The following is a 12,878-nucleotide window of genomic DNA, read 5'->3' as shown; positions in this document are numbered from 1 at the left end:
AAGGGCGCCCGGAACGGATCCGGGCGCCCTGCGCGTCGTACGAGCGGATCGTCAGCTCTTCTTCGAGGCCGACCCGGTCTCCTCGGCGGCCGGCGTCGGCACGTCCGCCGAGACGTCCGCCGGGTCGTCCGCGGGCTCGTCCGCCTGCTCCGGGACGGACTTGTCGGGCTCGGCGTCCGTCGTCGCGCCCTCGGCGGAGGCCGCCGGGGCCGCGGCGGCGAGGGGCTCGACGATCTCCTCGCGGCCGGGGCGCAGGCGGGCCGAGACGATCATGTAGGTGACCGCCAGGAGGAAGACGATCAGCGCCGTCCAGTCGTTCAGCCGCAGGCCGAGGATGTGGTGGGCGTCGTCCACCCGCATGTACTCGATCCAGCCGCGGCCGACGCAGTACGCGGCGACGTAGAGGGCGAACGCACGTCCATGGCCCAGGGTGAAGCGGCGGTCGGCCCACATCACCAGCAGGGCGACGCCGATGCACCACAGGGACTCGTAGAGGAAGGTCGGGTGGTAGTAGCCCGGCACCCGGCCGCCCTCGGAGGAGGTGATGTGCAGCGCCCAGGGGAGGTGGGTCTCCCTGCCGTACAGCTCCTGGTTGAACCAGTTGCCCCAGCGCCCCATGGCCTGCGCGAGGACGATGCCGGGCGCGACCGCGTCGGCGTAGGCGGGCATCGGGACGCCCCGCCGCCGTGCCCCGATCCACGCGCCCAGCGCGCCCAGCGCGATCGCGCCCCAGATGCCGAGGCCGCCCTGCCACACCTTGAACGCGTCCACCCAGTCACGGCCGGGGCTGAAGTACAGCTCGTAGTCCGTGATCACGTGGTAGAGCCGGCCGCCGACCAGACCGAACGGCACGGCCCACACCGCGATGTCGGCGACGGTGCCGGCCTGCCCGCCACGGGCGATCCAGCGCCGGTTGCCGAGCCAGACGGCGATGAAGACGCCGATGATGATGCAGAAGGCGTAGCCGCGCAGCGGGATGGGGCCGAGGTACAGCACCCCGCGGGACGGGCTGGGAATGTAGGCAAGTTCCATGGCAGGTCCGACGCTACCGTGCCAGGCCCCGACGACACCAAGCGTGCTGGCTACGGGTCCATAACAGGGGCGTGAGATTCGCTTACCCGCGGTTGGCCGACTCCACCATCTGCCTCAGCTTGGCCGGGGACATCGTCTGGTCCTGGTAGATGTTCTTGCCGCCGAGCAGCACCGTGGGCGTGCCGGTGAAGCCGCCGCTGTGGAAGGCCTTGTGGGACCGGTCCACCCAGCCGTCGTGCGTCCCCCCGTTCACACACTTCCGGAAGGCCGGTGTGTCCAAACCGCCGACCTTGCCCGCCAGGGTGATCAGCTTGTCGTTGCTCGCGAAGGCGTCGTCGGTCTCCTTGGGCTGGTTCGCGTACAGCACGTCGTGGTAGTCGCGGAACTTCCCCGCGTCCTGGGCGCACGCCGCCGCGTTGGCCGCGCGCAGCGAGCCGGTACCGCCGAGATTGCCGTCGATCAGCCGGACCAGGTGGTAGTCGATCCGGAGCTTGCCCGCGTCGGTCAGTTCATGGAGCGTGGGCCGGTACGCCGCCTCGAAGGCCTGGCAGGCGGGGCAGCGGAAGTCCTCCCAGATCGTGAGCGTGGACTTCGCGCCGTCCTTGCCGACCGGGATCGCGAGGCCGTCCTTGCCCTGCGCGCCGGAGGGCGCCACGACCGGGCCCGCTTTGCTGCTCGTCTTGTTCTTGCCGGCCTTCGCGGCGATCACGCCGATCACCGCCGCCAGGGCCAGGACGCAGACGACGCTGGCGCCCACGATCAGCGTGCGCCGCCGCTTCTCCGCGGACTTCTGCTTCTCACGCTCGACCGCCAGTCGCTCCCGGGCGGTCCGCTTTCCGTCACGGTTCTTCTCGCTCACACCCCCAGAACGAACCGGGGAGGCGCAGCGCGCCTCCCCGGCCCGAGGTCCACCCGTTTGAGTGACCGGAATGACCCGGTACGGCCGATCCGTGGCCCAGGTCAGACCTGGCCGCGGACGCCCTTCGCCAGGTCCCCGGCCAGCTCGCGCACCGCCGCCATGCCGGAGGCGTGGTCCGGGGCGTCCAGCATCCGCTTGACGAAGGCCGAGCCCACGATCACGCCGTCGGCGAAGGAGGCGACCTCGGCGGCCTGGGCCGCGTTGGAGACGCCGAGGCCGACGCAGACGGGCAGCCCGGTGCCGGTGGCGCGGGTGCGCTCCACCAGGTCCTGGGCCTGCGTGCCGACGGACTCGCGGGTGCCGGTGACGCCCATGAGCGAGGCGGCGTAGACGAAGCCGCTGCCCGCCGCGGTGATCTCGGCGAGCCGCGCGTCCTTGCTGCTCGGCGCCACCACGAAGACCGTGGCGAGGCCGTGCTTTTCGGCGTGCTCCCGCCACAGCGCCGACTCCTGCACCGGCAGGTCGGGCAGGATGCAGCCCGCGCCGCCCGCCTCGGCCAGCTCGGCGGTGAAGCGCTCCACGCCGTAGCGGTCGATGGGGTTCCAGTACGTCATCACGAGCACGGGCTTGCCGGTGGCCGCGTGGGCCTCCCCGACCGTGCGCATCACGTCCGCGATCCTGACGCCGCCGCGCAGGGCGATGTCGTCGGCGGTCTGGATGACCGGGCCGTCCAGGACCGGGTCGCTGTGCGGCAGGCCCACCTCGACCACGTCGGCGCCGCCGTCGAACACGTTCTTGATCGCCTCGATGCCGCCGTCCACGGTGGGGAACCCGGCCGGGAGGTAGGCGATGAGCGCGGCCCGGCCCTCGGCCTTGGCGGCGGCGAGGGTGTCGGTCAACAGGTGGCGCTTCCCGCCGTTCAACGCAGCCCCGCTCACTTGGCGTCCCCCTCGATCTCGGCGGTGGCGGTGGCGTCCGCGGCCACCTCGGCGTCGGCGTCGTACAGCCCGAAGTAGCGGGCCGCGGTGTCCATGTCCTTGTCGCCACGGCCGGAGAGGTTGACGACGATCAGCCCGTCCGGGCCCAGCTCCCTGCCGACGTCCAGGGCGCCCGCGAGGGCGTGGGCGCTCTCGATGGCCGGGATGATGCCCTCGGTGCGCGACAACAGGCGCAGGGCCTGCATGGCGGCGTCGTCGGTGACCGCGCGGTACTCGCCGCGCCCGGAGTCCTTCAGGTAGGCGTGCTCGGGGCCGATGCCGGGGTAGTCCAGACCGGCGGAGATCGAGTACGGCTCGGTGATCTGGCCCTCCTCGTCCTGGAGGACGTAGGAGCGGGAACCGTGCAGGATGCCCGGCTCGCCCGCGGTCAGGGTCGCCGCGTGCTCGCCGGTGTCGAGGCCGTGGCCCGCCGGTTCGCAGCCGATGAGGCGGACGCCGGCGTCGGGGACGAAGGCGTGGAAGAGACCGATGGCGTTGGAGCCGCCGCCGACGCAGGCGATGGCCGCGTCGGGGAGGCGCCCCGCGCGCTCCAGGATCTGGCGGCGGGCCTCGACGCCGATGACCCGGTGGAAGTCGCGGACCATGGCCGGAAAGGGGTGCGGGCCGGCGACGGTGCCGAACAGGTAGTGGGTGCGGTCGACGTTGGCGACCCAGTCGCGGAACGCCTCGTTGATGGCGTCCTTGAGGGTACGGCTGCCGGACTTCACGGCGACCACCTCGGCGCCGAGCATGCGCATCCGGGCCACGTTCAGGGCCTGCCGCTCGGTGTCGATCTCGCCCATGTAGATGGTGCAGTCGAGGCCGAACAGCGCGCAGGCGGTGGCGGTGGCGACGCCGTGCTGGCCCGCGCCGGTCTCGGCGATGACCCGGGTCTTGCCCATGCGCTTGGTGAGCAGCGCCTGGCCGAGCACGTTGTTGATCTTGTGGGAACCGGTGTGGTTCAGGTCCTCGCGCTTGAGGAACACGCGCGCGCCACCGGCGTGCCCGGCGAACCGCGGCACCTCGGTGAGCGCCGACGGGCGGCCGGTGTAGTTGACCATCAGGTCGTCCAGTTCGCGGGCGAACTCGGGGTCCTGCTTGGCCTTGTCGTACTCGACGGCGACCTCGTCCACGGCGGCGACGAGGGCCTCCGGGATGAACTTGCCGCCGAACGCCCCGAAGTAGCCCTCGGAACTGGGGACCTGACCCTCCGGGTCGGGGAAGAAGTAGTTGCTGGGCATGCCAGAACCTCACGGTGAGTGTGGTGGAAGAACACTGAGCCGTGGGGGCGGGGAGCTGTCTGCCGGTCGCGGTCCGTCAGCGGTCGCTCGTGCGGTTCCCCGCGCCCCTGGAGGTCGGCTCGTGCCATCGCATGCCGTTCACCTGTCCCGGTTCGTCACCGATGACGTAGCGCACCCTGCGGCCGTGGACGCGCCGGGCGGGGGCGCGGCAGCCCCTCGGGCGGCAGCCGCGCGCCAGGCGGGCGTAGCGGTCCACGGTCGTCACGGTGATCATCGGGGTCAGCCTAGCGGGAGATCAGTCCCGGCCGTGCCGCAGTGCGGGGTGCTCCCCCGCGGCGACCAGGTCGGAGACGGCGGTCTTGGGGTCGCGGCCGGTGACCAGCGACTCGCCGACCAGCACGGCGTCGGCGCCGGCGTTGGCGTAGGCGATCAGGTCGTGCGGGCCGCGCACGCCGGACTCGGCGACCTTGACGATGCCCTCCGGGATCTCGGGGGCGATCCGCTCGAAGGTGCCGCGGTCGACCGCCAGGGTCTTGAGGTTGCGCGCGTTGACGCCGATGACCCGGGCGCCCGCGGCCACGGCGCGCTCGGCCTCGTCCTCGTCGTGCACCTCGACCAGCGGGGTGAGACCGATGGAGACGGCGCGCTCGATCAGGGACTCCAGGGCCGACTGCTCCAGGGCGGCCACGATCAGCAGGGCGAGGTCGGCGCCGTACGCGCGGGCCTCCCACAGCTGGTACGAGGTGACGATGAAGTCCTTGCGCAGCACCGGGATGTCCACGCGGGCGCGGACGGCCTCCAGGTCGGCGAGGGAGCCGCCGAAGCGGCGCTGTTCGGTGAGGACGGAGATGACGGACGCGCCGCCCGCCTCGTAGTCCGCGGCGAGCCCGGCCGGGTCGGCGATCGCGGCCAGCGCGCCCTTGGAGGGGCTGGAGCGCTTGACCTCGCAGATCACCTTGACGCCGTCGCCCTTGAGCGCGGCCACCCCGTCCTTGGCGGCGGGCGCCTTGGCCGCGCGCTCCTTGAGCTCGTCGAGGCTGACGCGTGCCTGCCGCTCCGCGAGGTCGGCACGGACTCCGTCGATGATCTCGTCGAGCACACTCACGCGAGCGGCCCCCTTTCACACGGTTGGTTCCTTCAGGTCGTGAAAACCCGTGGTCACTCGATGGTATCCGGAGCAGGGCCAAGGCCTCACATCCGGTGGACGCCGGTTCCACTCCGTGGACACCGGCGTCGCAGGTCAGGGGTGCAGCCAGCCGCCGAACGGCAGATTGCGGACCACGCTGAACACCAGCAGCAGCGCGCCGATGGCCCACATCTGCGCCGGGCCGAGGGCGAGCCGCGCGGGCCGGCCGCGCCAGGCCCGTACGGCCCAGACCACCCACAGCACGGCGAAGGCGAAGTAGGCCGCCACGGCCGGCGCGTTGTCGTGCAGCGCCGCCACCAGGTCCCCGTGCACGAACGCGTGCGCGCTGCGCAGCCCGCCGCAGCCGGGGCAGTACAGGCCGCTGATCCGGTAGAGGGGGCAGACGGGGTAGTGGCCGGGGTGGTTCGGGTCGACGGCCCCGACGTAGGCGAAGGCTCCGGCGACGGCCGCGAGCACCCCGGCGGGGGTGGCGAGGCGCTGCCACCGGGAGACGGGCGGGGCGGCGGGGGCACCCGGCCAGGGGTGCGCCGGGGCGCCGTGGGTGGCGGGCCGGGGCGCGGCCGGGGCGTCCGGCCACGGGGCGGTCCGGGCGGCGGGCGGTACGGCGAGGGGCGCGGCGGGCGGGGCCGGTCGGTCGGCGGCGGTCACGTCAGGCATTCTCGCCGACCCGGCGGCGGCGCGCACGGGAAACGAGCCGGGCCCGGAGCCCGTCGCACGCGAAGGGGCGGCCCGGTCCGTCATGGACGCGGGGCCGCCCCCCGGGAAGCGGTGCCGTGTCGGGCCGCTCAGCCCTCCACCGCGACCGACTCGCGCGCGCCGACGGGGGCGCCGCCGGTCACCGCGAGGGGCTTCGCGTTCTGGCCGAGGCCCATGGCCTTCATGATGCCGCCGACGACCGCGCCGCCCACGATGAGCACCATGCCGACCCAGAAGCCGATGACGCTGCCCATCACCATGAGGGCGCCCGCGACCAGGAAGCCGATGAAGGAAATGATGACGCCGGTCCAGGCGGCCGGGGTGTGACCGTGGCCGTGGCTGCTGCCCGCCATGTCTGTGCTCCTCGTTGCTGTGTACGTGTCCCAGAAGAGCGACGTACGTGTCGTACGGCTCCGAGCCCGCCCGTCACTGTCCGAGCCGGACGCTCGTCGTCCATTGTCCCGTACGCGCCCGCGCGCCGGACGCGGGGGTGGCGTCTGGTTCGCCACATCCGCGCGGGGTCAGGTGCCGGTCGGATCCTCGCCCCGGTCCAGGGCCTTCCAGATCTCCTCGGGCCGCTCCGGATCGGCCGGCCGCGCCTTGCGCGGGCGTTCGGTGCCGCGTTCGTAGCGCCCTGACATGGCGGGCCAGCCGCCGCCGAAGCGCAGGGCGAGCAGTCCGGCGAGCAGGATCAGCAGGCCGCCGGCGGCGGCCGCGTAGGGCCAGCCGGTGTGGCTCAGGGCCGCGACCGTGGCGGTGGTGTCGCCGCTGGCCTGTGCGGCCTTCTCGTCCAGCGCGGTGCTGTCGGAGGCGGAGACCAGGGCGGCGGCCATGATGCCCGCGCCGGACAGCGCGAGCAGCGCGGCGACGAGGAAGCGGCCGGCCCGGCGGACGGCGAAGACGGCGACGAGCGCGGCGAGGCCCACTATCGCGAGGGCCGCGGGCACGCCCGTGACGTCGCTGCCCTTCGCGGTGAGCGGGAACGCGCCGCCGGCCACCGACGCGGTGCCCTCCGCCCAGCGCTGGCGGCTGGCGAGCAGCGCCACGGCCGCGCCGAGCGCGCCGGACAGGAGGGCCACGGCGAGGCTCCGGCGGCCGGACCGGGCGGGCGCGGCGGCTTCGGAACGGGGGTGAGGAACAGCAGTCACGTACTCCACTATCGCCTGAACCGCCGTGGAACCGTCAGCCGGGTCCGTCAACCCATGATCGGGACGTCTTCCGGTCATGACTCATCCAGGAAATCGGCATGAACATTACAGGTGCGGCAAAGGAACACCCCGGCCCCCCTATCGGCCTTGTTGACGTGCCCCTGACATCCGTACGTTCTGCGCGACCCGGACGCACCCCGTGCGGACAGGCCGTATCGCGCACCCCCCACAGACCTTCCCGCCTCTTCCGTCTCGCGAAGGACGTACGTTGCGCAGAACCGTTTCCCTCACCACCGTGGCCACCCTCGCCACGGCCGCCCTCGCCCTGGCCGCCCCGGTCGGCCAGGCGGCCCAGGCCACCTCCCACGGCGTCACCGTCGCCCACGCCTGCGCCGCCCCGGCGAAGGGCCAGGTGGCGTGCAACGCCCTCCAGGTCACCGGGGGCACCCCGAAGTCGGCGCACGCCGAGAGCGACCTGACCGCGGCCGCCGCGCCGTCCGGCTACGGCCCCGCCTCGCTCCAGGCGGCCTACAACCTGCCGTCCGCGACGGGTGGTTCCGGCCAGACCGTGGCGATCGTCGACGCCTACGACGACCCGAACGCCGAGGCCGACCTCGCCGTCTACCGTGCCCAGTACGGCCTGTCCGCCTGCACCACGGCCAACGGCTGCTTCCAGAAGGTCGACCAGAGCGGCGGCACCAAGTACCCGCGGGGCGACGCCGGCTGGGCCGAGGAGATCTCCCTCGACCTCGACATGGTCAGCGCCGCCTGCCCCAACTGCAAGATCCTGCTGGTGGAGGCCAGTTCGGCCAGCATGACCAACCTCGGCACGGCCGTGAACACCGCGGTGAAGCTGGGCGCGAAGTTCGTCTCCAACAGCTACGGCGGCTCCGAGTCCTCCAGCGACTCGACGTACGACTCCGCGTACTTCAACCACCCGGGTGTCGCCATCACCGTCTCCTCCGGTGACAACGGCTACGGCACCGAGTACCCGGCGGCCTCCCCGTACGTGACCGCGGTGGGCGGCACGTCGCTCAGCTCGGCCTCCGACTCCCGCGGCTGGACCGACAGCGTGTGGAACGGCGCGGGCTCCGGCTGCTCCACGTACAGCGCCAAGCCGAGCTGGCAGAAGGACACCGGCTGCGCCAAGCGCACGGTCGCCGACGTCTCCGCGGTCGCCGACCCGAACACCGGTGTCGCGGTGTACGACAGCTACCGCTCGGCCACCGGCTGGATGGTCTTCGGCGGCACCAGCGCCTCCTCCCCGCTGATCGCGGCGACCTACGCGCTGGGCGGCGCCCCGTCCGCGGGTTCCACCCCGGCGTCCTTCCCGTACGCGCACACCTCGGCCCTGTACGACGTGACCAGCGGCTCCAACGGCAGCTGCAGCGGTTCGTACCTGTGCACCGGCACCGCCGGGTACGACGGCCCGACCGGGCTCGGCGTCCCGAACGGCACCGCCGCGTTCACCGGCTGAACACTCCGCTCGTCACAGCCGGTTGGCTGTGTGTACGGCGCGGAGGACCGCCGCCGCCTTGTTGCGGCACTCCTGGTCCTCCGCCACCGGGTCGGAGTCGGCGACGATGCCGGCTCCGGCCTGTACGTATGCCGTGCCGTCGCGCAGCAGGGCGGTGCGGATGGCGATCGCGGTGTCGGAGTCGCCGGCGAAGTCCAGATAGCCGACGCAGCCGCCGTACAGACCGCGCCGGGACGGCTCCAGTTCGTCGATGATCTGCATCGCGCGGGGCTTGGGGGCGCCGGAGAGGGTGCCCGCGGGGAAGCACGCGGTGAGCACGTCGAACGCGGTGCGGCCGCCCGCCACCCGGCCGGTGACGGTCGAGACGATGTGCATCACGTGCGAGTACCGCTCGACGGACATGAAGTCGACCACCTCGACCGAGCCGGGCTCGCAGACCCGCCCGAGGTCGTTGCGCCCGAGGTCGACCAGCATCAGGTGCTCGGCGCGCTCCTTGGGATCGGCGAGCAGTTCCTCGGCGAGCGCCTGGTCCTCCTGCGGGGTGGCGCCGCGGTGCCGGGTGCCGGCGATGGGGTGGACCATGGCCCGGCCGTCCTCGACCTTGACCAGGGCCTCGGGGGACGAGCCGACCACGTCGAAGCCGTCGAAGCGGAACAGGTACATGTACGGCGACGGGTTGGTGGCCCGCAGCACCCGGTAGACGTCCAGGGCGCTCGCCGTGCACGGCGTCTCGAAGCGCTGGGAGGGCACGACCTGGAAGGCCTCGCCCGCGCGGATGCGCTCCTTGACGTCCTCCACGGCACGCCGGAAGTCGGGGCCGCCCCACAGCGCGGTGTACTCGGGCAGCTCGGAGGGCGGCAGCACGGCGGGCGGCTGGGCCACCGCGCGGCTGAGGTCGGCCTCCATCGCGTCGAGACGGGCCACCGCGTCGTGGTACGCCTCGTCCACGCCGGTGTCCAGGTCGTTGTGGTTGATCGCGTTGGCGATCAGCAGGACCGAGCCCTCCCAGTGGTCCATCACGGCGAGATCGCTGGTCAGGAGCATGGTCAGCTCGGGCAGCCGCAGGTCGTCGCGCTCGCCGGGGCCGATCTTCTCCAGGCGGCGCACGATGTCGTAGCCGAGGTAGCCGACCATGCCGCCGGTGAAGGGCGGCAGACCGTCCGCACGCGGGGTGTGCAGGGTCTGGAGGGTGGCGCGCAGTGCCTTGAGGGGGTCGCCGTCGACGGGGACGCCGACCGGCGGGGTGCCGAGCCAGTGGGCCTCGCCGTCGCGGGCGGTGAGGGTGGCGGCGCTGCGCACGCCCACGAAGGAGTAGCGCGACCACGAGCGGCCGTTCTCCGCGGACTCCAGCAGGAAGGTCCCGGGGCGTTCGCCGGCCAGCTTGCGGTAGAGGGCCACGGGGGTGTCCCCGTCGGCGAGGAGCTTGCGGGTGACCGGGATGACACGCCGGTCGGCGGCGAGCTTGCGGAAGGTCTCCAGATCCATGGCGGCGGCCCTCACCGGTCCGCGCCGGACGCGGCGGGCGCGTCATCGAGGAGCACGTCCTCGTCGAAGCAGGTGCGCGCGCCGGTGTGGCAGGCGGCGCCCTCCTGGTCGACCCGGACCAGGAGGGTGTCGGCGTCGCAGTCCAGCGCGACCGACTTCACCCACTGGACGTGGCCGGAGGTGTCGCCCTTGACCCAGTACTCCTGGCGGCTGCGCGACCAGTAGGTGCAGCGGCCGGTGGTCAGGGTCCGGTGCAGTGCCTCGTCGTCCATCCAGCCGAGCATCAGCACCTCTCCGGTGTCGTACTGCTGGGCGATGGCGGGCAGGAGGCCGTCGGCGCCGCGCTTGAGGCGGGCGGCGATCTCCGGGTCGAGGCTGCTGGGCCGGGGGGTGCCGGGCGTACTGGTCATGGGTGCCATTGTGCCGCGCGTCACCGGTGGCACCGGGCGGGCGTCCACTGCGCGGACCGGTGGCTGGTCGTAGGCTGACCCCATGTCGACCTTCGCCAAGCGTGAACGGCTCCTGTTCGCCGACCTCTTGGAAACCGTGGGCCCGGACGCGCCGACCCTGTGCGAGGGCTGGCGGACCCGGGACCTGGCCGCGCACGTGATCGTGCGCGAGCGCCGCCCGGACGCGGCCGGGGGCGCGCTGATCAAGCAGCTCGCCTCGCGCCTGGAGAAGGTGATGGCGGAGTACACCGCGAAGCCGTACGAGGAGCTGATCCAGCTGATCCGCAACGGTCCGCCGCGGTTCTCGCCGTTCCAGGTCAAGCAGGTGGACGAGGCGGCGAACACGGTGGAGTTCTACGTCCACACCGAGGACGTGCGCCGGGCGCAGCCGGACTGGAGCCCGCGCGAGCTGGACCCGGTGTTCCAGGACACGCTGTGGTCGCGCCTGGAGCGCACGGCGCGGCTCCTGGGGCGCGGGGTGCCGACGGGGCTGGTGCTGCGCCGGCCCGACGGGCAGACCGTGGTGGCGCACAAGGGCGCCCCGGTGGTCACGGCGACCGGCGAGCCGTCGGAGCTGCTGCTGTTCGCGTTCGGCCGGGACCGGGCGGCGCGGGTGGGGCTGGAGGGCGACGCGGAGGCGGTCGAGAAGCTGCACTCCTCCAAGCAACTGGGGTTCTGACCAGGGAGGCCGGCCCGTGATCAAGGTCGCGATGACGGGGGTGTACGTGGACGACGTGGCGCAGGCGCACGCGTTCTACACGGGGATCCTCGGCTTCGAGACCCGCACCCACCTGGACCTCGGCGACGGGACGCTCTTCGTGACGGTCGGCGCGCCCGAGGGCGCCCAGCCGGACCTCCAGCTCCTGCTGGAACCGGGCCAGGGTCCCGTCGCCGAGTCCTACCGCCGGGCGCTGTACGAGGCGGGCATCCCCTGCATCGTCTTCTCCGTGGACGACCTCGCCGCCGAACACCGGCGGCTCAGCGGCCTGGGCATCCGTTTCTCCCACCGGCCCCGGCAGCAGGGGCCGGTGCTGGCCGCGGTGTTCGACGACACGTGCGGCAATCTGGTGCAGCTTGTTCAGTCGAAGGTGTGACGCTCAGCGCGGCAGTTCGGCGCGGCGCAGGGCCGGTACGGCGAGGGCGACGACTCCGCCGAGGGCGCAGACGGAGGCGCTGACCAGGTAGACCGGACCGAGCCCGAAGACGCCGATCGCGGCGGCGGCCAGCGGCATGCTCAGCGGGGTGAACCCGAGGCTGATCAGGCTGGAGACGGCGGTGACCCGGCCGAGGTAGGCGGGGCCGGCCTGGGTCTGGAGGAGCGCGCCGCACAGGGCGCCGCTGAGCCCGGTCAGCAGGCCGACGAGCAGGGCGGTGCCGACGGCCGCCCAGAGGGTGGGCGCGTAGGCGAGGGCGCCGATGGCCAGGGACCCGATGACGATGGTGACGCCGGCGACCAGTCCGGCGCGCGGCAGGCGCCCGCGGAGGGTGAGCACCAGCGAGGCGGCGCCGGCGCCCACGCCGAACCCGGCGAGCACCCAGCCCATGCCGGAGGCTCCCCAGCCGCGGTGGTCGGCGAGCAGGGTCAGGCCGACGTTCAGCGGGCCGACGAAGCCCAGGTCGCCGAGGGCGATGGCGAGCATCAGCGGGGCGAGGACGCGGTGCCGGCGGATGTGGCGCAGTCCGGCGGTGAGGTCGGCCCAGGCGGTGGCGCGGGGGCCCTCGGTCCGGTCGCCGGGCAGCTCGCGTATCCGTACGGACAGGAGCAGCGGCACGGACACGGCGATCAGCAGCCCGGCGAGGGCGAAGGCCGCCGAGGCGCCGCCGACGGCCACGCCGAGGCCGCCGAGCGGGGCGCCGACGACGCTCGCGAAGCGGATGGCCAGTCCGCGCATGCCCTGGACGCGGGCCAGTTGGTCCTTTCCGGTGACGCGGGCGGGGAGGGCGCCCACGGCCGGCACGAACACGGCGTCGACGGTGCCGAAGACCAGCGCCAGCAGGGCGAGCGGCCACAGTCCGGGGCTGGTGAGGCAGAGCAGGGCGGCCACCGCGAGGACGGCGGCGCACCGCAGGGCGTCGCTGCCGATCACGACCCGCCGGGGACCGAGCCGGTCGGCGACGACTCCCCCGCCGAGCATCAGCACGGCCCGGGGCAGCGCGCTCGCCGACATCACCAGGCCGGCCTGCGCCGCGGTCCCGGCCCGTACGGCCGCCCAGGACAGCGCCAGGTAGTACACGCTGTCGCCGAGCATGGAGCAGGTGTAGGCGGTCAGCCAGCGCCGCACATTGGGGTCCCGGTGGGCCTGGACGGCGGCCGGGGTGACGAGGGTCGAGCTCAAGGCGGGCTCCTTGTGAGGCCGGGGCGAAAGG

The 12,878-nt window shown here is 73.3% G+C and carries 15 protein-coding genes; 3 read left to right on the top strand and 12 right to left on the bottom strand.

The genetic code is table 11. The annotated features are described in order from the left end of the window. Window positions 1–51: 51 nt before the first annotated feature. From lgt to AB0927_RS05455, 9 genes are all read right to left on the bottom strand, one after another. A complete protein-coding gene (gene lgt, locus AB0927_RS05495) occupies window positions 52–1,032 on the bottom strand; it encodes a prolipoprotein diacylglyceryl transferase (protein WP_366666219.1) in 981 nt (326 codons plus the stop codon). Between the two features lie 82 nt (window positions 1,033–1,114). Beyond that, on the bottom strand, window positions 1,115–1,891 hold the full coding sequence (locus AB0927_RS05490) for a thioredoxin domain-containing protein (protein WP_366666218.1): 777 nt from the start codon (window positions 1,889–1,891) through the stop codon (window positions 1,115–1,117). A 101-nt stretch (window positions 1,892–1,992) separates the two neighbouring features. Next, the gene (trpA, locus tag AB0927_RS05485) at window positions 1,993–2,829 is read right to left on the bottom strand and encodes a tryptophan synthase subunit alpha (RefSeq protein ID WP_366666217.1); all 837 of its coding nucleotides are present in this window, start codon (window positions 2,827–2,829) and stop codon (window positions 1,993–1,995) included. Further along, on the bottom strand, window positions 2,826–4,109 hold the full coding sequence (gene trpB / locus AB0927_RS05480) for a tryptophan synthase subunit beta (protein WP_366666215.1): 1,284 nt from the start codon (window positions 4,107–4,109) through the stop codon (window positions 2,826–2,828). Before trpB ends, trpA begins: the two co-directional genes overlap by 4 nt. Window positions 4,110–4,185: 76 nt before the next feature. Further along, a complete protein-coding gene (locus tag AB0927_RS05475) occupies window positions 4,186–4,383 on the bottom strand; it encodes a hypothetical protein (protein WP_366666214.1) in 198 nt (65 codons plus the stop codon). Between the two features lie 21 nt (window positions 4,384–4,404). After that, the gene (gene trpC, locus AB0927_RS05470; protein WP_366666213.1) at window positions 4,405–5,214 is read right to left on the bottom strand and encodes an indole-3-glycerol phosphate synthase TrpC; all 810 of its coding nucleotides are present in this window, start codon (window positions 5,212–5,214) and stop codon (window positions 4,405–4,407) included. 135 nt (window positions 5,215–5,349) lie between these two features. After that, complete coding sequence (locus AB0927_RS05465; RefSeq protein WP_366666212.1) at window positions 5,350–5,904, bottom strand: DUF2752 domain-containing protein; 555 nt, start codon at window positions 5,902–5,904, stop codon at window positions 5,350–5,352. A 137-nt stretch (window positions 5,905–6,041) separates the two neighbouring features. Then, window positions 6,042–6,305, bottom strand: coding sequence for an HGxxPAAW family protein (locus tag AB0927_RS05460; protein ID WP_366666211.1), 264 nt, complete (start codon window positions 6,303–6,305; stop codon window positions 6,042–6,044). A 168-nt stretch (window positions 6,306–6,473) separates the two neighbouring features. Beyond that, window positions 6,474–7,109 carry a TIGR02234 family membrane protein gene (locus AB0927_RS05455; protein ID WP_366666210.1) on the bottom strand — a complete coding sequence of 212 codons (636 nt, stop codon included), beginning with the start codon at window positions 7,107–7,109 and terminating at the stop codon, window positions 6,474–6,476. Window positions 7,110–7,368: 259 nt separating this feature from the next. On the opposite strand from AB0927_RS05455, the gene AB0927_RS05450 reads away from it, so the two are divergent. After that, on the top strand, window positions 7,369–8,577 hold the full coding sequence (locus tag AB0927_RS05450; RefSeq protein ID WP_366666209.1) for a S53 family peptidase: 1,209 nt from the start codon (window positions 7,369–7,371) through the stop codon (window positions 8,575–8,577). Between the two features lie 12 nt (window positions 8,578–8,589). On the opposite strand, the gene AB0927_RS05445 is transcribed toward AB0927_RS05450, so the two are convergent. Both AB0927_RS05445 and hisI read right to left on the bottom strand, forming a co-directional pair. Then, window positions 8,590–10,062 (bottom strand): anthranilate synthase component I, encoded by a 1,473-nt coding sequence (locus tag AB0927_RS05445; RefSeq protein WP_366666208.1) that lies wholly within the window; start codon window positions 10,060–10,062, stop codon window positions 8,590–8,592. An 11-nt stretch (window positions 10,063–10,073) separates the two neighbouring features. After that, window positions 10,074–10,472, bottom strand: a complete 399-nt coding sequence (hisI, locus tag AB0927_RS05440; RefSeq protein ID WP_366666207.1) for a phosphoribosyl-AMP cyclohydrolase — start codon at window positions 10,470–10,472, stop codon at window positions 10,074–10,076. An 82-nt stretch (window positions 10,473–10,554) separates the two neighbouring features. Here hisI and AB0927_RS05435 point away from each other — a divergent pair, with 82 nt between their 5' ends. After that, on the top strand, window positions 10,555–11,190 hold the full coding sequence (locus AB0927_RS05435) for a TIGR03085 family metal-binding protein (protein ID WP_366666206.1): 636 nt from the start codon (window positions 10,555–10,557) through the stop codon (window positions 11,188–11,190). 16 nt (window positions 11,191–11,206) lie between these two features. After that, the gene (locus AB0927_RS05430; protein ID WP_366666205.1) at window positions 11,207–11,605 is read left to right on the top strand and encodes a VOC family protein; all 399 of its coding nucleotides are present in this window, start codon (window positions 11,207–11,209) and stop codon (window positions 11,603–11,605) included. 3 nt (window positions 11,606–11,608) lie between these two features. Here the strand turns inward: AB0927_RS05430 and AB0927_RS05425 are convergent, their stop codons facing one another. Continuing rightward, window positions 11,609–12,847 carry an MFS transporter gene (locus tag AB0927_RS05425; RefSeq protein ID WP_366666204.1) on the bottom strand — a complete coding sequence of 413 codons (1,239 nt, stop codon included), beginning with the start codon at window positions 12,845–12,847 and terminating at the stop codon, window positions 11,609–11,611. Window positions 12,848–12,878 lie beyond the last annotated feature (31 nt).

Origin of the sequence: Streptomyces sp. NPDC048106, assembly GCF_040706415.1 — a bacterium.
In the GTDB taxonomy this organism is placed as follows: Bacteria; Actinomycetota; Actinomycetes; order Streptomycetales; family Streptomycetaceae; genus Streptomyces.
This window is presented reverse-complemented; position numbering and strand designations above follow the sequence as displayed.